Here is a 20,661-nt window from a genome sequence, read left to right on the forward strand (position 1 = left end):
TCTTTCTGTTATTGGTTGTTGATTATTTATTTTTTATTGTACTAATTTACGTTGTGCCAAAGCATAACCATAATGGACATTATCATGTCCTGAGGTCAAAGCGATCACATCTTCGACTGTATCCATTGGATAGCCATAGGTCGCGGTAGAAAAAGAAGTAATTTCTCCAAAAAGGCCATCTTCATAGTCTTTGGTGATCTGTTCGATACTGTGGATAGCAATTTCTTTTAGTTCATCAATTTCAGCTTGTTCTACAAAACGTGTGGGTTTGGTATCTTTTCTATAGTCTTCGTTGTACTTTACCCATGAGGTATCTGCTTTGATACCAGTACGGACATAGATTAAAGTCTGCGTGCTTACAACGATATGCCCAAAATTCCAGATAATATTGTTATTGAATCCTGCAGGGATTTTATTGAGTTGTTCTACGGAAAGGCTATCAATTAATTCAATGAATTTTTGACGTGTCTTTATGATAAATTTAAATGTTTCTTGCATATTACTTTTGGCCCTTACATCGTAAATACATCATCTCGCTTATCGAGATATTCATTTTCTACAATTTCTTGAGATGGTTCTTTTGCCTCAAACTGAACTAATTTGGAATGGAAGCCGGCACTATCTTTAATGATGGCGATACGTGCTCCGCGTACAAATTCGATCAATCCATATTTTGTCAGTTCCTCAGTCAGCTTATCGATCTCTTCACGATGTCCCGCTGTTTCAAATACGATATAATCATTACGGATAACAACCACGTTAGCACCGTATTGGCGCAATAAACGTTCGACATATACTTTTTCATTGACAACATCAGCTGGTACTTTATATAAAGCTTGTTCTTGCCAGATTACTTCGTCATTTGTGTTATAGTAGGCCTTAAGGATATCAATCTGTTTTTCCAATTGACGACATAGTTTACGGAGCACATCTTCGGCCTCTGTAATGACAATGGTGAAGCGATGTATTCCTTCAACTTCAGATGGAGAGGTATTCAGGCTTTCGATATTGATCTTTCTTCTTGAAAAAATCGTTGAGATTCTACCGATAAGACCGATAGAATTCTCTGTATATAGGGTTATGGTATATTCTTGTTTTTCCATTTTAAACTTTACTTTAAGCGAATCTCTGATACGGATGTTCCTTGTGCAACCATTGGAAATACATTGTTTTCCTTACCTACCATAACCTCTAAGAGGTATGCGCCGTCATGATCAAGCATTGTCTGGAGCGCATTGCGAAGATCTTTGCGTTCCGAAATTTTCTGTCCCTCAATATAATAACCCTTAGCTACTGCAACAAAATCAGGACTGGTGATGTTTACAAAAGAATAACGCTTGTCGTGGAATAGTTGTTGCCATTGACGTACCATACCCAGGAACTCGTTGTTTAGGATCATAATTTTTACTTTAGCACCAAATTGCATGATGGTCCCCAATTCCTGAATGGTCATTTGGATACCGCCGTCACCGATAATGGCGACGACAGTCTTCTCTGGAGCACCATACCAGGCACCAATAGCTGCTGGAAGACCAAATCCCATGGTTCCCAATCCGCCCGATGTTACGTTTGATTTGCTGTTGTTAAATTTTGCGTAACGACATGTGACCATCTGATGTTGACCAACGTCTGTGGTTATGATGGCATCACCACCGGTCAATTCATTCAGCACGTTGATCACCTCGCCCATGGTCATGATATCCGTTTTTGGATGCAACTCATCCGTGATGACTTCCTTGATTTCCTCTTTTTCCAGTTCACGGAATTGAGCCAACCAAGCGGAGTGATCCACGGCTCTAACCAATTCAGTCAGCATTGGAAGCGATTCTTTACAGTCTCCCCATACCGGAACGGTTGTTTGCACATTTTTATCAATTTCGGCTGGATCGATATCCAAATGGATCACTTTTGCCTGTTTGGCATATTTGTCCAATCGGCCTGTGACACGGTCATCGAAACGCATACCAATCGCGATTAAAACATCACATTCATTTGTCATAACGTTTGGGGCATAGTTACCATGCATCCCCAACATACCAACATGGAGTTTGTGATCTGTTGGAAGTGCACTCAAACCCATGACAGTTGCCGCAGATGGAATGCCTGTTTTTTCGATAAAAGCTTTGAACTCTTCTTCCGCCTCTCCTAAGATAATCCCCTGACCAAAAAGTACGAATGGCTTTTTGGCATTATTGATTAATTCAGCGGCTTGTTCAACATATTCCTTACGAACCTGTGGTGCAGGTCTGTAGCTACGAACATGATTGCACTTTTCGTAACCCAAATAATCAAATAATTGCAGTTGGGCATTTTTAGTGATATCGATCAGTACCGGGCCTGGACGACCCGTACTGGCAATATAAAATGCTTTAGCGAGTGCGGCTGGAATTTCAGTTGCGTCAGTGACTTGGTAGTTCCACTTGGTGACCGGTGCGGTAATATTCATGACATCCGTTTCTTGAAAAGCATCTGTTCCCAATAGTGAAGCAAAGACCTGGCCTGTAATACAGACGATCGGGTTACTGTCAATCATGGCATCTGCCAGTCCAGTAACTAGGTTTGTTGCTCCAGGACCACTCGTCGCGAAGACGACACCTGTACGACCAGAAGTTCTTGCATAACCTTGAGCCGCATGGATTCCTCCTTGCTCGTGGCGCACCAAGATATGTTTCAAACGATCCGTATAATCATAAAGGGCATCATAGATGGGCATAATTGCGCCACCCGGATAGCCAAATACGGTATCAACTCCTTCGCTCAATAAGGCTTCCATAACAGCTTTCGATCCCGAAATTTGTGTCGGAGTTTTCTGCTTGGTAGCAGCCTTATTTTCTGTTATTTCCAGTGTACTCATTACGTTGATTTTTTAGTTTTGTTGATTATTCAGTCTTTTAGTATTTAGATATTAGATCTGAGACATTGGCTTTGAGCTACTGTTTGTTGAAGCCTCTACTTGCTCAATGTCTCTATTTTTGATTTCTATAGATCAGTTACACAGCCTTCCGAAGCGTCGGCTACGGTCTTAGCATATTTATATAATACCCCTTTGTTAACTTTCAAAGCAGGTTGCACCCAAGCTGCGCGGCGTTGAGCAATCTCCTCATCCGAAAGGTTCACGTTGATCGTATTATTGACAGCATCAATCTCGATGATATCGTCGTCATGTACTAAACCAATTAACCCACCTTTGTAGGATTCAGGTGTAATGTGACCTACAACGAAACCGTGTGTACCTCCGGAGAAACGTCCATCTGTAATGAGTGCCACTGATTTACCTAAACCAGCACCGATAATTAATGAGGTAGGCTTAAGCATTTCCGGCATACCTGGTGCGCCTATTGGCCCTTCATTTTTAATAACGACAACATCTCCGGGCTTAATTCGACCTGAGGCAATTCCTGCTACTAAGTCATGTTCGCCATCGAATACACGTGCTGGACCGGTGAATTTTTCGCCTTCTTTGCCTGATATCTTTGCTACGGAACCTTTTTCAGCCAGATTTCCGTAAAGGATCTGTAAGTGTCCTGTTGCTTTGATCGGGTTGCTCAATGGTTTGATAATAGGCTGGTCATATTCCATAATGGATTTTACATCAGCTAAGTTTTCAGCAACAGTTTTTCCAGTTACGGTGATACAATCACCGTGCAATAAACCTTCATCCAAAAGATATTTCATCACGGCTGGAGTTCCACCATATTGTTGAAGATCCTGCATCAGATATTTACCAGATGGCTTAAAGTCTGCCAATACAGGTGTCTCGTCACTCATACGCTGAAAGTCATCTTGCGAAATATCAACGCCCACAGCCTTACCGATTGCAATAAAGTGAAGTACGGCGTTGGTACTACCCCCTAAGATCACGATGGTACGTAATGCATTTTCGAAAGCCTTACGTGTCATGATATCGGAAGGTTTGATATCTCTTTCCAATAGAGTACGGATGTATTTACCCGCATCTAAACATTCATTTTTCTTTTCTTCTGAGATTGCTGGATTAGACGAAGAGTAAGGTAAGCTCATTCCCAGCGCCTCAATTGCAGAAGCCATTGTATTTGCCGTATACATACCTCCACAAGCTCCGGCACCGGGGCAGGTATGTTTGATGATACCTTCGTAATCTTCGTCAGATAGATTGCCGCAAATGCGTTGTCCCAAGGCTTCGAATGCAGAAACAATGTTAAGTTCCTCGCCTTTATAATGCCCCGGAGCAATTGTTCCACCATACACCATTAGCGATGGACGATCCAGACGGGCCATTGCCATAATGGCGCCGGGCATATTTTTATCACATCCAGGAATTGAGATCAGACCATCGTAATATTGACCGCCACAGATCGTTTCGATACTATCGGCTATTACATCTCGGCTCACCAAAGAGTAACGCATGCCATCTGTACCGTTGCTCATTCCGTCACTGACACCTATTGTACCAAAGGTCAAACCCACTAAGTCATTGCTCCAGACACCCTTTTTGACAATTTGTGCCAAATCGTTGAGGTGCATATTACACGTATTACCATCATATCCCATGCTGGCAATACCGACCTGCGCTTTTTCCATATCGGCATCAGTAAGGCCGATACCATAAAGCATCGCTTTAGCAGCAGGTTGCGTTTCGTCTTGTGTAAATGTACGGCTGTATTTGTTCATTGCATTTTCGCCGTTAGATAATGACTTCATAATTTTCGTTCTCTAATACTAAATTTTTATATCTTCTTTGGATCGACGCGCCTATGCTGTGCTCCCACTCTTCTTGATAGATCACATCGTCAACTTGTTTGATTCCGATAATTTCTGCCGCGGTACCGCATAGGAATGCGCTGTCTGCGTTATAAATGTCTTCTACCGTCAATTGCTTCTCAATAACTTCGAAATTCAATTTTTTACAGATGTTTTTAACGGTCTGCCTTGTAATACCAGGAAAAATGTTTTTTACTGGAGGTGTATAAATTTTGAAATCTTTTTCGATAAAAATATTTTCACTGGAAGCTTGGGCGACAAAACCTTCATGGTCAAGCATGAGTGCTTCGTCAAAACCCTTGTTGATAGCTTCTGTTGTTGCTAAAATGGAGTTTACATACTGACCTGATATCTTCGAGTCCGTTTTAAAAGATTTTGGATTCGGTCTTTTGATGTCAGAAATACAGACACGTAATAGGTTATGACCGAGATATGGTCCCCATTCCCAAGCGGCAATCATCAAATTTGCCTCCGTTGAAGAAGTCAGATGCATATTCGAGCCGGTGAGTACCAGCGGTCGGATATAAGCTTCCCGCAGGTTGTTGACTGCCAAAAGCTCATAACATTTGTCAATGAGTTCCCGGTTACTCCATTGGTAAGGGATATTGACTGCCTCGCAGGATTTCTTTAATCGGTCAAAATGCTTGTCAGCCTTAAAAATTCGCGGACCATTATGGGTATTGTACGCGCGTAAACCATCGAATACAGCGTAGCCGTAATGAAGCGACTGTGCAAAGGGATTCAATGCAGCTTCGGAAGCCTTTACAAAAGCTCCATCTAAATAAATCAATGTGTTCTTGTCGTAATATTTCATAACCCCAAATTTACCTGATGTAAATAATTTCCCTTTTTGGTTTTGCTGGTAAATCATGCTATCTCAGGCTTCTGTGAAAACCTGTGATTTTCATTTCCTCAAGGTAGCAGGAATTACAATAATTGGCAATAGGTAAAGTGCTAATTTTCTATTTAGAATAAAATTTTATGTTTCTAAGTTTTTAGAAATTTTAAACTGATTTTTTGTTGTTATTAGATTTTAAATTTTGTTACTCGTATACCGTATTTAAAATTGGTCTACTTGGTGAAAAAATTATTTTTTGTTACAAAGGGTAAATTTCTTCCTAAAATGAAGAAATTGTCAAAAAAACTTTAAAAAAAAGAGCTTCCGATATTTCTATCGGAAGCTCTTCAATATTTTAAAATCAATTGATTTAATCTCCGATAATTCCTTCAGCAAGCACGGTAATGACATTGTCTTTTGCTTCCACAACACCACCTTTAATGAACACTTCTTGTCCACCTTTACCTTGTTGAATAATTACTTTTCCATCTTCCAAAGTAGAAACAATTGCCGCGTGGTCTTTCAAAATTTGGAAAGAACCCGCAGAGCCAGGGACAGTAACCGACGTTACTTCGCCTTCGTACACTAATTTGTCGGGAGTGATAATTGTTAATTTCATTATTCTTAGATATAAGATTTGAGATATGAGATTTGAGAACTTTAGGTTTTCAAATAGATATGAGATAATCGAAAGTCTATTATCTCATACCTATGGTCTAATATCTAAATTAAACTGCTTCTGCTAATAATTTCTTACCTTTTTCGATAGCATCGTCGATGTTACCTACCAAGTTAAAGGCAGCTTCTGGATATTCGTCAACCTCACCATCAATAATCATATTGAAACCTTTGATGGTATCTTTGATGTCTACCAATACACCTTTTAAACCTGTAAATTGCTCTGCTACGTGGAAAGGCTGTGACAAGAAACGTTGTACACGACGAGCGCGGTGAACGGTTAATTTATCTTCTTCAGATAACTCGTCCATACCTAAGATGGCGATGATATCTTGTAGTTCTTTATAACGTTGAAGAATTTCTTTTACACGTTGTGCAGTATCATAATGTTCAGCACCTAAAACAGCAGGAGAAAGAATACGAGATGTAGAATCCAAAGGATCCACAGCAGGGTAGATACCTAGCTCAGCAATTTTACGAGACAATACCGTTGTTGCATCCAAGTGAGCAAATGTTGTTGCTGGAGCAGGGTCAGTTAAGTCATCGGCAGGTACATATACCGCTTGTACTGAAGTGATTGATCCATTTTTAGTTGATGTGATACGCTCTTGCATCAAACCCATCTCTGTTGCTAAGGTTGGTTGGTATCCTACTGCTGAAGGCATACGACCCAATAGGGCAGATACTTCAGAACCAGCTTGTGTAAAACGGAAGATGTTATCGATAAAGAATAAAACGTCACGGCCTTGACCTTCGCCATCACCATCACGGAAATATTCCGCAACAGTCAAACCTGACAAAGCAACACGTGCACGTGCACCTGGAGGCTCATTCATTTGACCGAATACGAAAGTACATTTAGAGTCTTTCATTAATTCGTGGTCAACAGTGTCCAAAGGCCATTCACCTTTTTCCATGCCTTCCATAAAGTGCTCACCATATTTGATGATACCTGATTCCAACATTTCACGCAATAAGTCATTACCTTCACGTGTACGTTCACCCACACCTGCAAATACAGAAAGACCACCGTGACCTTTAGCAATGTTGTTGATCAACTCTTGGATTAATACAGTTTTACCTACACCGGCACCACCGAATAAACCAATTTTACCACCTTTAGCATATGGCTCTAAGAGGTCAATAACTTTGATACCAGTAAAAAGTACTTCTGATTCAGTAGATAGATCTTCGAATTTAGGAGGAACGTTGTGGATAGGACGACCATTCTCTTTACTCAAATTTTGGATACCATCAATGGCATCACCAACTACATTGAATACACGACCTTTGATTTCTTCACCAACAGGCATTTTGATAGGAGCACCAGTATCGACAACTTCCATTCCGCGAACCAAACCTTCAGTTGCATCCATGGCAATTGTACGTACACGATCCTGACCTAAGTGTTGTTGAACTTCCAATACAACACGTTGTCCATTTTCTTTTTGAATGTACAATGCATCGTAAATTTTAGGTAGATTTTCACTGTCGGCGAAGTTGACGTCAACAACTGGGCCGATAATCTGCGCTATTTTACCAATCTTGGGCATATTATAGGGACTAAATATTTATTAATCAATTTTATATAAGAGACATAAAAGGCCTCTTTTTTGGTCAGCAAAAATAAGGTTATTCGTTTTTAAAAACAAATAGAATTTGCAATTAAATTACATTTTTATTAATGGCGGTCAAAATGTTATCTGTTGTAATTCTGTTAGTTTCGATTCTTGCAGTTACAAATATAGTTTTGCCCGGCAATACACACATTATTTTCTTATATCGATCGCGCTTTTCCAGATATTCATACGATTCAGATCCTATTGTCTTTAAATATTATCGACCTGAAGCGATAACATGATTAGAAGTCGCTTCAGGTCGATAATATTAATGAATGTATGTGCTTATTGAAACTAAGCTATATTTTTTTGTTTAATTCGTCTTGCAATTGGCGTTTCAACAATTGCTCTTTTTCCATCGCCTTTTTCCGGAATGTTGCAAATTCTTCTTGCGATTGTTCTGCTGTTTTTTGAAATTCTACTGTATCGACTTTGGCTTTTCTATAAGAGAATAAGAAGACGAAAGTTGCGACAGCCAACACTGCAATAATTGTCCAAACGACTGTGCTGTATAAACCTTTGGATGTATTGATTCCCAAAAATGAAAAACTATCCGTTTTTTGTTGTTCCTGCGCAAGCTGATCCTTTAATGTCTGAATAGAATCTTGTAAATTTTTGGTGTTGGATGTGTAATTGCTGGAGGAGGATTTTAATGAATTGATTTCCTTATGCAATTTTGCAACAGTGTCAACAACATTCCTCTTAACGATATCAAGGTTGGTTTTGCGGACCATCTTGAAGTCATAATTGTTTTTTGATATATAATTTAGGTGATCAAATTGATTTGCCAAGCTTCCTTTCCTTAGTCCATCTGGGCTGTATTTGTAAGCCTCTTGGGCCTGTTTAGCGGTATTTGTTGGTGCTGTCGCAGGAGTTTGAGCCTGTAATAAGGTGTACGATGAAATAAATAAAATCGTAAAAAATACAAATGCTAATCTCAATTTGCTCATGTTTGTCTATCGTTATTATAATAAGTTTGATCCGTCTATGCTAGCTACAAAGCTAGCATATGCCTGTGATAAATATAAGGAATTATTAAAAAAACGAAAATTGAAAGTGAAATATTTCTCTTTCTTCCTGTTTCTTGTGTCGGGCATTCTTATGTTTCGAGACTCCAGCTTGGTAAATAACGAAGAAAGGACATGATTTTTTCTTTATATATTGCAGTATTGAGCTTAAAATAATAGGCGCCTTTTTTTGAGTTTTCTTTATCTTTTTCCTGTAGTTTGATAATTAAACCTGAAGAGAGCAATTTTCGGCTAAAGTTGCGCTTGTCAAGTTCAATATTATACACCCCCTCATATAGTGCGGCAATTTGCGGAATCGTAAATTTTTCTGGTAGCAGTTCGAATAGAATAGGATAAAGTGCTGCTTTCATACGCAAACGGTATTGCGCTGCGGCAATCATTTGATCGTGGTCAAATATTAATTTAGGGTATTGCTGCAATGGAAACCATTTCGCCTCATAATTGTCACTCAAGATGTGCTTGTATTTTTGGGTATCAATTAACGCGAAGTAACAGATGCTTACGACACGATCATTTGGTTCACGATTTGGCTCACCAAATACACTGCACTGTTCCATATAGACATTTTCGAGTCCTGTCAGTTGTTTCAAGATTCGATAAGCAGCTGCTTCTGGCGCCTCATCCGATTGGACAAAACCACCCATCAGACTCCATTTATTCCTTTCTGGTTCGAAATCCCGTTTAATTAGTAAAATTTCCAGTGACTCTCCATTGAATCCAAATATGATACAGTCGATCGCCAAAAGTATATCTGAATCTTTTTTATAATATTCCATTATTTGTTGTTTTATCGATTTTTTGACTTTACTTCTCCACCTGTAATAAATCATTAAAAAGTAAATAGCTAAAAATAAGTATAATACTTGGTTGTTGTAAAGCAAAAATTGTTTTACTTCGGTAGCTACATATTATTTGAGCTCCTTATGATTTGATGGCATGAAGTTAATTCAATTTTTCAAATATGAAAATTTTCTTTCATATCTAAAAAAATAAATGTTTATTTGACACTAATTATTTTTGAATACGTATCTTAGATGATGGGCATGAAAAATAATAGGCTAGAAACAATTGTAAGTTATAAACCAAATTCAGTATAAAATGAATGAATCATATGTCATTGGGGTGGATTACGGAAGCGATTCTGTCCGTTCTGTCTTGGTCGATGCGATTAATGGGGATGAAATCTCTTCGTCCGTATTTTATTATCCACGTTGGAAAAAAGGGGAATACTGTGATGCTGCCGCAAGTCAGTTTAGACAACATCCGTTGGATTACATCGAAGGCTTGGAAGCCACAATAAAGGATTGTATACAAAAATCAGGTATAGCAAATATTGGACAAGCTATACGAGCGATTTCGGTAGATACAACTGGATCTACACCGGTTGCCGTAAATGAGCAAGGGATTCCTCTGGCTTTGCTGGAAGAATTTAAAGATAATCCCAATGCCATGTTTGTCTTGTGGAAAGACCATACCGCTGTTAAGGAAGCCAAGGAGATTAATCTTTATAATCAAAACAGCCCAGTGGATTATCTAAAGTATGTCGGTGGTGTATATTCGTCGGAATGGTTCTGGGCAAAACTGTTACATGTTTTTAGAGTCGACGAAAAGGTACGACAAGCGACATATAGTTGGGTTGAGCACTGCGATTATATCCCGTTTCTATTAACCGGCGGAGTACAGGCATCTGCTATAAAACGGGGTGTCTGCTCTGCGGGGCATAAATCGCTTTGGGCGGCTGAATTTGACGGGCTACCACCCAATACGTTCTTTACAGGCATCGATCCGTTATTGGACGGCATTGTGGATCGGTTATTTACGGACACCTATACTTCAGATAAGCCTGCCGGTAATCTCTCTGCAGAATGGGCTGAACGCTTAGGACTTTCTACCGCTGTGGTTGTTGGGATTGGTGCTTTTGACTGTCATATGGGTGCTGTAGGCGGACAGATCGAGCCTTATTACCTGAGTAAAGTCATGGGTACATCAACTTGCGATATGTTAGTGGCTCCCAAAGAAGAGGTGCAGAATATTCTTGTGAAAGGAATCTGTGGTCAAGTTGATGGTTCTATCATTCCCGGGATGATAGGCATGGAGGCTGGACAATCTGCTTTTGGCGATGCATATGCCTGGTTAAAGCAGGTGCTAATGTGGCCGACGAAGCATTTATTGCAGGAGGTCGAGGGGCTGACGGAGGTTGTTCGTGAGCAACTTCTGGAAAAGTTGGAAGAAAAGCTATTGATCAGTTTAAGTGAAAAAGCGGCAAATCTGCCCGTTTCATCCACATCTGAGTTGGCAATAGACTGGTTAAATGGCCGTAGGACACCGGATGCGGATCAATCGCTAAAAGGAGCGATTACAGGCTTACATCTTGGAACTGATACTCCTCGGATATTCAGGGCTATTGTCGAAGCGACCTGTTTTGGCGCTAAAGCTATTGTGGATCGTTTTGTAGATCAGGGGATTCCCGTGAAAGGTCTGATTGGCCTTGGTGGTGTTGCTAAAAAATCTCCTTTTATTATGCAGATGATGGCTAATGTCATGAACATGCCTATTCGAATACATAAGAGTGAGCAGACTTGCGCTATCGGCGCCGCTATGTTTGCGGCTACAGCTGCCGGTCTTTACAATACTGTAGAGGACGCTATGCAAGCTATGGGGCAAGGTTTTGAACGTACCTATATACCCGAGGAAAAATGGGTGTCAATATATGCCGAACGTTATGAACGTTACAAAACTCTCGGAGCTTTCATTGAAGGAAAGGAATCATTAACCATTACTGTTTAATCGTCGAAATTTAATCATGTATAATTCAATAAAAGAGGAAGCATACTATTGTAATATGCAACTGCCCAAGTTGGGCCTCGTGCTTTTCACATTTGGAAATGTCAGTGTCGCAGATAGACAGAACGAAGTTTTTGCCATTAAACCAAGTGGCGTACCCTATGAGGAGCTTTCGCCCGAACATATGGTTATTGTTGACTTCGATGGGAATGTAGTAGAAGGTGATCTCAGACCGTCATCTGACACAAAAACGCATGCTGTATTGTACAAACACTGGAAAGAAATCGGAGGAATTACACATACTCATTCTACCTATGCAACGTCATGGGCGCAAAGCCAGCGGGATATTCCCATCTTTGGGACCACACATGCAGATCATTTGACAACCGATATTCCTTGTGCTCCTCCTATGAGCGATGAGATGATCGCTGGAAACTACGAACATGAAACCGGTTTCCAGATTATCAATCACTTTACCGAAAATCAATTGGATTATAAGGAGGTGGAAATGATCCTTGTGGGAAACCACGCGCCGTTTGCCTGGGGAAAAAACGGGATGAAGTCTGTGTATAACAGTGCCGTGTTAGAACAGGTCGCCAAAATGGCTTGGTTAACAGAACAAATTAACACTGATGCACCTCGATTAAAGCCGGCTTTAATCAAAAAACACTATGAGAGAAAGCATGGGTCTAATGCCTACTATGGGCAATAACACACTGTATTGAGAAATTTAAAGCAAAACTAATATTTAAAATGAATATCAATTTAAAAGAGCTTGAGGTCTGGTTTATCGTTGGAAGCCAGGATCTATACGGAGAAGAAACCTTGCGACAGGTCGCCGTGCATGCAACGGAAATCGCTAATTATTTAGATGCTCAGGCAGTGATCCCTGTGACGGTCAAATATAAGCCAATCGTAAAAAATACAGATGAGATCTATGAGACATTAACAGCTGCAAATAATGAAAAGAATTGTATTGGTGTTATTACATGGATGCACACATTTTCGCCTGCAAAGATGTGGATCAGAGGTTTAAAAGCTTTACAGAAACCGTTATTACATCTGCATACGCAATACAATCAGGATATTCCTTGGAATGGCATCGATATGGATTTTATGAATCTTAATCAAAGTGCACATGGAGACCGTGAATTTGGGCATATCGTGAGCCGTCTGAAAATCGGTCGTAAAGTAGTGACTGGCCACTGGCAAGATGTGGAGGTATTGGAACGTATCAATGTTTGGGCGCGTGCCGCTGCTGGATGGCACGATTGGCAAGGCGCCAAATTTGCAAGATTCGGTGATAATATGCGTTATGTGGCGGTTACGGATGGTGATAAGGTAGATGCCGAATCACAATTTGGATTTTCTGTAAATACCTATGCCATTGGTGATCTGGTGAAGATTATCAATGAAAGTTCTGAAGAAGAAATTGCTACATTATTAGCAGCGTATGAAGCAACATACGAACTTGCTGAGAATGTAAAAGTTGGTGCGGAATATCACGAAAACCTAATTGAAGCAGCCAAAATTGAAATTGGTCTACGAAAGTTTTTAGAGCAAGGGAACTTTAAAGGTTTTACCGATACTTTTGAGGATCTGTATGGCATGGTACAGCTTCCGGGCCTGGCGGTACAACGTTTAATGGCTGAAGGCTATGGTTTTGCCGGTGAAGGCGATTGGAAGACACCTGCTTTGGTTAGAGCTTGTAAGGTCATGGGGGCAGGTCTGCCGGGCACAACAGCCTTCATGGAGGATTATACGTATCATTTTGATCCTGAAAATCCAATGGTTTTGGGCTCACATATGTTGGAGGTTGATCCAGCTCTGGCCGACGGAAAGCCCCGGATTGAAGTTCATCCCCTTGGAATCGGAGGGAAAGCGGATCCAGCGCGGTTGGTATTCAATGGCCAAAGCGGGGATGCTTTAAACGCATCTCTGGTGGATATGGGAACCCGTTTTCGTTTAATTGTCAATAAGGTTAAGGGAGTCGCTGTCGAAGAAGAGCTACCAAAACTTCCTGTTGCGCGTGTGTTGTGGAAGCCGCTTCCTGATATGAAAACCGGTTGTAGTGCTTGGATTGTTGCCGGCGGAGCGCACCATACGGCTTATAGCCTAAACTTGACCCCTGAATATCTTGAAGATTTTGCTCGTATAGCAGGGTTGGAATATGTCTTGATTGACGAGGAAACGACAGTAGCGAAACTCGAAAATCAATTGAAATGGAACGAACTCTATTATTTACTCAGTAAATAGTAGGCATAAGCCATTTATGTTTTCCCTACTACGGGACATAAATGGCTTATTGCTAAATAACCAATTTGGAAAATATGGAAAAATTTGCAATGGTAGATTACATCATCTTTGTAGTTTACTTTTTTATCGTAGCAGGCTATGGCTATTGGATTTATCGTAAAAAGACAAATAGTTTAAGCAGCAGTAAGGATTATTTCTTGGCTGAAGGTTCACTGACGTGGTGGGCAATTGGCTCTTCGTTGATAGCGTCCAATATCTCGGCCGAACAGTTTATTGGAATGAGTGGTAATGGTTTTGAGGTGGGTATTGCTGTGGCTGCCTATGAGCTCATTGCGGCAGTTGCCCTTATCATTGTTGCGGTGTGGTTTATACCGGTCTATCTGAAAAATAAGATTTTCACCATGCCACAGTTTTTAAATAACCGGTACAATGAGACAACAAGTCTGATTATGGCCATTTTTTGGTTGTTTTTGTATGTGTTTGTTAACTTAACTTCTATTTTATATCTAGGAGCGATTGCAATCTCCAGTATGGCTGGTGGTGGAGAAAGTTTCCATATGATAACTGTAGCATTAGCGGTATTTGCAGTGATTATCACACTAGGGGGAATGCGTGTCATTGGATTTACTGATGTTATCCAAGTGGTGGTATTGATTGTTGGTGGAGTGGCAACGACATACGTGGCGTTAACATTGGTCAGTGAACATTTTGGTCTTGGAAAAGATGTCTTGGCCGGATTTAATAAATTGATGGAAGACTCACCAAGTCACTTTAATCTTTTTGTTGAAAAACCTGGACCAGGGGCTAGTCAAGAAGACATCAATAAATATCTGATGTTGCCTGGAATCGGTATGTATCTCGCGGGGATCTGGATTGTGAATCTTAACTATTGGGGGTGTAATCAATATATCACGCAGCGCGCTTTAGGAGCGGATTTAAAAACGGCACGGACAGGAATCCTTTTTGCTGGTTTTCTAAAATTATTTATGCCGATTATCGTTATGCTCCCCGGTATTGCGGCCTATGTCCTTTACAAAAATGGCGCCTTACAACAGGAAATGGCTCCTGGGGGAGTCTTTCATGCGGACAACGCATACTCAGCCATTTTGGGCTACCTGCCAAATGGTATGAAAGGACTCGCATTGGCAGCATTGACCGCCGCCATTGTTGCTGGACTAGCAGGAAAAGCGAATAGTATCGCAACCATCTTTACCTTGGATATCTTTAAAAAATACATCAATAAAGAAGCTAGTGAAGCTAAAATGGTTTGGGTGGGGAAAATTACAATCGTTGTTTCGATTTTACTTGCGGTATTATTCACTTGGAATGACAGCTTAGGAATAGGTGGTGCGGGTGGATTTACCTTTATCCAGAAATATACCGGATTTATCAGTCCGGGTGTATTTGCAATGTTCCTGTTGGGCATGTTCTGGAAACGTACTACTGGAGCTGCAGCGATAACAGGTTTAGTAACAGGATTTGCATTGTCGGTATTTTTTAATGAATTTGCAGTCAAAATAATGGGGCCTGAAACTTGGCTTTACACCGCTTTCCCCAATAAGGCAGGAGTTTATGAAATTCCTTTTCAAATCTGTATGGGATTAGCTTTTGCGTTTACGATGATCGCTATGATCGGTGTCAGTATGCTAGGTCCGAAGGTTAATCCAAAGGCTTTTTCATTGGATAGGTCAATGTTTAAAGTCGAACCATCAGTATTGGCATTAATCGTGGTAACTTTGTTGATGGTGACAGCAATTTATGTGCGTTTTTGGTAGGTGAGATGTTTTTAAATGCTAAATAATTATTATAAACTATTCCTATTTGAAATAGGATAAATCCACCCTGTATGGTGGAATAAAAACTTAGTTAACGATGAATAAGAAAATTATTATTGGCTTGTTGACTTGCGCTTCATTAGCCTACGGATGCCAGTCTAACTCGACTCAAAACAAGCAAGAAGCAAGTTCGGTTGACACCACGTCAAATCTTTCTTTTGATAGTCAAATTGATGGTAAAGATGTAAAACTATATCACATAAAAAATAACAAGCTGTCTGTTAGCTTGACGAATTATGGCGCCAGGTTAGTCAGTTTGAATGTTGTTGGTAAAGAGGGAAAAAGTACGGATGTAATCTTAGGCTATAATTCGGCAGAGCAGTACAAAGAAAATTTCAATAATTATTATGGAGCTATTGTAGGACGATATGGCAATCGAATTGGCAACGCTTCTTTTAAGTTGAATGGACAAACCTATTCGTTGGAAAAAAATGATGACGATAATTCACTCCATGGTGGAACCAATGGTGTTTATAATAAGGTGTGGGAAGTAGTTCGTAGTACAGAGACGTCAATTACCCTAGCGTATACTTCACCAGATAAGGAAGCCGGTTATCCAGGGACAGTAAAGATGGAAGTTACCTATGCACTACAGGAAAACGGAGAATTAACGATCGAGTATAGTGCAACGACCGATAAGGAAACGGTTTTGAACCTAACGAATCACGCTTATTTTAATCTTAATGGGGCTGGAGATGCATCAATATTAGATCACGAACTCCAAATTGACGCCAAAGCAATTACAGAGGTGGATGCGACACTGATTCCAACAGGAAAGAGCTTGCCGGTAGCTGGAACGCCTTTTGATTTTAACAAAGCTCAGCTTATCGGCGCCCGTATTGAAGATGACGATGCCCAATTGAAGATAGGGAAAGGGTACGACCATAATTTTGAACTTAACAAGAAGGAAGGTTTTCAGAAAGTCGCTGCGGTGTACGCTCCTAAGACGGGAATTGAAATGCAAATTTATACCACAGAGCCTGGATTGCAGTTTTATAGTGGCAACTTTATGAAAGATACAGATCCCAAAGGGAAAGAGGGGAAAGCTTATCCTTTCCGTTCGGCGTTCTGTTTAGAAACGCAACATTTTCCGGATGCACCCAACCACCCCGATTTTGCATCGACAGTCCTAAAGCCAGGGGAAAAATATAGTTCAAAAACAGCGTATCGCTTTTTGGTTAGGTAAATAATAGCGAAATAGATGAAGGCAATTCAAATTATTGATCAAGGTATCGTGCAGCTGATTGATCTTCCTCTACCACAACTGGAAAGAGGACAAGTATTATTAAGGGTTCACTATGTGGGTTTCTGTGGGTCAGATTTAAATACGTTTAAAGGCTTAAACCCGCTGGCGCTTATGCCCGTTATTCCCGGGCATGAAATAGGGGCAGTTATTGCTGATGTTGGGGCAGATGTACCTTCCAATTTTATTCCAGGGATGTCTGTCACGGTGAACCCCTACACAAATTGTGGGCAATGTGCTGCCTGCGAGAATGGTCGTCCTTATGCTTGTGAATTTAACCAGACCTTGGGTGTACAGCGCAATGGAGCGATGGCAACCTATATTGCGGTACCCTGGGAAAAGATAATTGGCGACGCGGCAATCTCGGTCCGTGATTTTGCTTTAGTGGAACCTATGAGCGTAGGCTTTCATGCAGTAAGCCGTGCAGCAGTGACAGACAGTGATCGTGTCTTGGTTTTTGGCTGCGGAATGATCGGCCTTGGTGCCATAATTCGAGCTGTTAGACGCGGGGCTACGGTTATCGCAGTCGATGTGAGTGACGAAAAGTTAAGACTGGCACAAAAACTTGGTGCACAATATACGATCAACTCAATAACGGAAAATCTGGAAGAACGTATTTCAGCCATCACCGATCGCCGGGGAGCTGATGTGGTTATAGAGGCCGTCGGCCGCTCTGAAACTTACACAGCGTCCATTTCTGCTGTTGCCTTTACTGGAAGGGTAGTCTATATTGGCTATGCAAAAGAGAAAATTCCATTTGATACGCAATTTTTTGTAAAAAAAGAGCTGGATATCAGGGGGTCAAGAAATGCTACGCCAGCAGACTTTAAGGCAGTTATAACATATCTGAAAACAGGAGATTGTCCGATTGACGATTTTATCACTGCGGTGATTCCTCCGGAGGAAGCCCAATCTGCCCTGGAGCATTGGAGTAAAAATCCTGGCGATGTTTTTAGGATTTTAGTACAGTTTTGAGCATTAAGACAAATAAAAAAGCGGCGTCAATTTTTGACGCCGCTTTTTTATTTGTCTTACGATCAACTATCGGTTAACCGAAAATATTATTGGTGAATTTGAGGCGTATCCCGATTTGAAAATTGTGGATTGTTTTAAAGATTTCTTTCAATGTTGCTTTTTCTATTTTTGTGAGACTATCAATCGGGATATAATTATTGGGATTTAACTTGGCAATCCGGATCTGATTAGTCTGATTTCTTAGTCTCAATGACATCAGGTAGTAATAGGATTGATGCAGTTCGTCATATTGTTCTTGTGTGAATATTGCCAAGTCCAAGAGTGCCTTTAAGCGACCGCCAGTATTTTCTTCATAAATTCTGTTTTTAAGTGCGTATACCCGGACGAGGTCAACGATGGGTGTCATGGCCTTTTTGATGTTGAATACTTCTGTTGACCCTACAGTTTGGGTTTTGATGGTTTTAAAGAATGTCAGCGGTGGTTCATACTGTAATGCATTTTTGGCAATAAAGGCAAAAAAACGGTCGTTTGGTTTTTGCAATTCAATCGTTAAAAAATCCTTTAGCTGCTCGATAATATTCGGATCGCCATACAAGCGCCTGCAATCAAAGAAGGTGGAAAATTTAATGGCGTTTTCAGGAATGCTTTCTTCAATCCAAGTTTTATAGTTGTTTTTCCAGTGTGACAGCGAATGTGTCCATTCTGGATTACTGGCCATATATCCTCCAGTGCAATAACTAAATCCAATGGTATTTAAATGATCGGATACCTGACTGGCGAATCGCAGGAAATAATCACGTACCAATTCCCGCTGTTCGTTGGCTTTATCTTCGTAGATAATGGCGTTGTCTTGATCCGTCATTAAAGTCTGTTCTTTTCTTCCTTCACTTCCGGTTACCATGAAAACGAATTTTGCAGGTGGTTCACCAAGGTCTTTGATGACTTTTTCAATTACCTTTATGGCAATACTGTCGGCGACGGTAGTAATAACTTGATTGGCGATTTCGGCATTTACACCTCTTCCAAGCAATTGGTGGATGATTTCGGGGACATTGTTCCATTTATCCCGCAACTCTTCCAATGTTTCAGCTAATTTGACAGATTGGATAAATACCAATGGAGATTGTCCTTGCTCGCTCAAAAGCCTATTTCTACTCAGAAAGCCCACATAGTTACCTTCTTTTTCGACGAGGAGGTATTTTGATTTAGTCCGGAACATCTTTAAGACGGCTTCATAGAGGTAAGCCTGATTTGAAATACTCACAATAGGGTTGTCCATCACTTCTACAATATGCTGGCCGGTATCTGCTTGTTGAGCGATCACCCGGTCCCTTAGCGTCATGTCGGTCGCATAGCCAATGATTGAATCGCCCTCCTTGATAAATAAGCAGCTAACTTTTTGTGTAGCCATCACCTTTGCCGCCATATAAATAGGCGTGTCAGCGCTACACGCAACAATATCCTTGTACACAATGTGTTCGATTTTGCGTGAATAAAGCTGGTCAGCCGCAAAGTAGCTTTCTTCAAAAGATGCTGGCGACTTTACGAAATGTGAAAACTCCTCATCCAGCATTCTTCTCCCGAAAGAATTCGTAAAAAAATGGAAAAATTCTTCATTGGCATTACATAGCTCGATGAAATTTTTCCTGGGTAAGCGATAAATGACAGTTCCCTTTTTGGCAATGACGGACTTGAGCGCCTTCGTCCTGTTCAACAAGACGGAAATTCCACCAAAGCAATAGGGGCGATGATGAATTTCAACTAACCTTTTGCCATCCGAGCTATCCAAGAAAAAGGTCTCATATTCACCTTGTTCAATAAGATCTACGCCGTCCATGTCCGTTATATGCTGTCTATAAACAAGTGTATCTTTTGAAAAACGCATTTCGTGAAACAGATCGACGAGGCTGAGTTGAACTATTTCGGGCAATACCTGAAACGGTTGCGTAGCTTTTAGAAGTGATAAGATAACTTCAGTATTTTTCATGCTAAATGTATTATATGATGTTATCGAATGCTGATTGCTGGTTTTGAATATCTTGATCGGATAGTTCACCCCGCCGTTTCATTTCAAAAAAACAGCTGGCTGTGATTGCGGCATCTTTTTCGGCATTGTGTATGTTTTTGGGTGTTTCCGAGAAGAGCGCTTCGTATAGTAACGGAAGGGGAAGGTGAACCATATTTGGATTGCGCACATAGATCTTACTGTGCAATAATGTACAAAAATAAGTGATTCCAGAAAATGGTATAGGTAGATTGCAACGAAAGTATTCTGCACATAATACCTGTATGTCAAAAGAAAGAAAATGACCAATGACTTGGGGACGATATTTTTTGAGATCATGGCTAAGTTTGCGTAGTACATCTTTTTTCTTTTCGCCATGTTTCATAAGAAAGGGAGGAGTCAATCCATGTATTTGTTCCGCCGCTGGACTGATTGGAATCAAAGGCTCATAGATATATTTATTGGTACGTTTGACCTCCTGCATCTCTTCGTCAAAGATAATCCATGCCAGTTGCAGAAGATGAGGCCAATTGTCACTCGCTGTATATTTTCTGTCCCACTTCTTGGGCAGTCCAGATGTTTCCGTGTCTAAGAATAAAAGATATTTTTTCAAGGAATCGTTGATTATATACTAAAAATAGTAAAAATAATCTAGTTGAT

The 20,661-nt window shown here is 40.5% G+C and carries 17 protein-coding genes; 6 read left to right on the forward strand and 11 right to left on the reverse strand.

Annotated elements, in window-relative coordinates:
* Positions 1-33: 33 nt before the first annotated feature.
* The 9 genes from HPC41_RS21900 to HPC41_RS21940 form a co-directional block, all read right to left on the reverse strand.
* The gene (locus tag HPC41_RS21900) at positions 34-498 is read right to left on the reverse strand and encodes a DinB family protein (protein ID WP_172396216.1); all 465 of its coding nucleotides are present in this window, start codon (positions 496-498) and stop codon (positions 34-36) included.
* Positions 499-512: 14 nt separating this feature from the next.
* Positions 513-1,103, reverse strand: coding sequence for an acetolactate synthase small subunit (ilvN, locus tag HPC41_RS21905; RefSeq protein ID WP_172396217.1), 591 nt, complete (start codon positions 1,101-1,103; stop codon positions 513-515).
* An 8-nt stretch (positions 1,104-1,111) separates the two neighbouring features.
* Positions 1,112-2,854 carry a biosynthetic-type acetolactate synthase large subunit gene (gene ilvB, locus HPC41_RS21910; protein WP_172396218.1) on the reverse strand — a complete coding sequence of 581 codons (1,743 nt, stop codon included), beginning with the start codon at positions 2,852-2,854 and terminating at the stop codon, positions 1,112-1,114.
* Between the two features lie 125 nt (positions 2,855-2,979).
* Positions 2,980-4,680 (reverse strand): dihydroxy-acid dehydratase, encoded by a 1,701-nt coding sequence (ilvD, locus tag HPC41_RS21915; RefSeq protein ID WP_172396219.1) that lies wholly within the window; start codon positions 4,678-4,680, stop codon positions 2,980-2,982.
* Positions 4,664-5,554 carry a branched-chain amino acid transaminase gene (locus HPC41_RS21920; protein WP_172396220.1) on the reverse strand — a complete coding sequence of 297 codons (891 nt, stop codon included), beginning with the start codon at positions 5,552-5,554 and terminating at the stop codon, positions 4,664-4,666. Before HPC41_RS21920 ends, ilvD begins: the two co-directional genes overlap by 17 nt.
* Before the next feature lie 394 nt (positions 5,555-5,948).
* On the reverse strand, positions 5,949-6,197 hold the full coding sequence (gene atpC, locus HPC41_RS21925; RefSeq protein WP_028071934.1) for an ATP synthase F1 subunit epsilon: 249 nt from the start codon (positions 6,195-6,197) through the stop codon (positions 5,949-5,951).
* Between the two features lie 109 nt (positions 6,198-6,306).
* Complete coding sequence (atpD, locus tag HPC41_RS21930; protein ID WP_108634878.1) at positions 6,307-7,809, reverse strand: F0F1 ATP synthase subunit beta; 1,503 nt, start codon at positions 7,807-7,809, stop codon at positions 6,307-6,309.
* Positions 7,810-8,174: 365 nt separating this feature from the next.
* Entirely contained in the window at positions 8,175-8,825 is a 651-nt protein-coding gene (locus tag HPC41_RS21935; RefSeq protein WP_172396221.1) for a hypothetical protein, read from the reverse strand.
* A 149-nt stretch (positions 8,826-8,974) separates the two neighbouring features.
* Positions 8,975-9,679, reverse strand: a complete 705-nt coding sequence (locus tag HPC41_RS21940; RefSeq protein WP_172396222.1) for an NUDIX hydrolase — start codon at positions 9,677-9,679, stop codon at positions 8,975-8,977.
* A gap of 322 nt (positions 9,680-10,001) precedes the next feature.
* Here HPC41_RS21940 and HPC41_RS21945 point away from each other — a divergent pair, with 322 nt between their 5' ends.
* The 6 genes from HPC41_RS21945 (at position 10,002) to HPC41_RS21970 (ending at position 17,996) form a co-directional block, all read left to right on the forward strand.
* Positions 10,002-11,690 carry a ribulokinase gene (locus tag HPC41_RS21945; protein ID WP_172396223.1) on the forward strand — a complete coding sequence of 563 codons (1,689 nt, stop codon included), beginning with the start codon at positions 10,002-10,004 and terminating at the stop codon, positions 11,688-11,690.
* A 16-nt stretch (positions 11,691-11,706) separates the two neighbouring features.
* The gene (locus HPC41_RS21950) at positions 11,707-12,399 is read left to right on the forward strand and encodes an L-ribulose-5-phosphate 4-epimerase (RefSeq protein WP_172396224.1); all 693 of its coding nucleotides are present in this window, start codon (positions 11,707-11,709) and stop codon (positions 12,397-12,399) included.
* Positions 12,400-12,440: 41 nt separating this feature from the next.
* The gene (gene araA, locus HPC41_RS21955; protein WP_172396225.1) at positions 12,441-13,943 is read left to right on the forward strand and encodes an L-arabinose isomerase; all 1,503 of its coding nucleotides are present in this window, start codon (positions 12,441-12,443) and stop codon (positions 13,941-13,943) included.
* 74 nt (positions 13,944-14,017) lie between these two features.
* Entirely contained in the window at positions 14,018-15,718 is a 1,701-nt protein-coding gene (locus HPC41_RS21960; protein WP_172396226.1) for a sodium:solute symporter family transporter, read from the forward strand.
* 97 nt (positions 15,719-15,815) lie between these two features.
* Positions 15,816-16,964 (forward strand): aldose epimerase family protein, encoded by a 1,149-nt coding sequence (locus tag HPC41_RS21965; RefSeq protein WP_172396227.1) that lies wholly within the window; start codon positions 15,816-15,818, stop codon positions 16,962-16,964.
* Between the two features lie 15 nt (positions 16,965-16,979).
* Positions 16,980-17,996 carry a zinc-binding alcohol dehydrogenase family protein gene (locus HPC41_RS21970; RefSeq protein WP_172396228.1) on the forward strand — a complete coding sequence of 339 codons (1,017 nt, stop codon included), beginning with the start codon at positions 16,980-16,982 and terminating at the stop codon, positions 17,994-17,996.
* Between the two features lie 73 nt (positions 17,997-18,069).
* On the opposite strand, the gene HPC41_RS21975 is transcribed toward HPC41_RS21970, so the two are convergent.
* Both HPC41_RS21975 and HPC41_RS21980 read right to left on the reverse strand, forming a co-directional pair.
* On the reverse strand, positions 18,070-19,983 hold the full coding sequence (locus HPC41_RS21975) for a DUF294 nucleotidyltransferase-like domain-containing protein (protein WP_172396229.1): 1,914 nt from the start codon (positions 19,981-19,983) through the stop codon (positions 18,070-18,072).
* A 10-nt stretch (positions 19,984-19,993) separates the two neighbouring features.
* Positions 19,994-20,614 carry a 3'-5' exonuclease gene (locus tag HPC41_RS21980; protein ID WP_172396230.1) on the reverse strand — a complete coding sequence of 207 codons (621 nt, stop codon included), beginning with the start codon at positions 20,612-20,614 and terminating at the stop codon, positions 19,994-19,996.
* Positions 20,615-20,661: the final 47 nt, after the last annotated feature.

This window comes from Sphingobacterium prati (assembly GCF_013167215.1).
Taxonomy (GTDB): Bacteria; Bacteroidota; Bacteroidia; order Sphingobacteriales; family Sphingobacteriaceae; genus Sphingobacterium; species Sphingobacterium prati.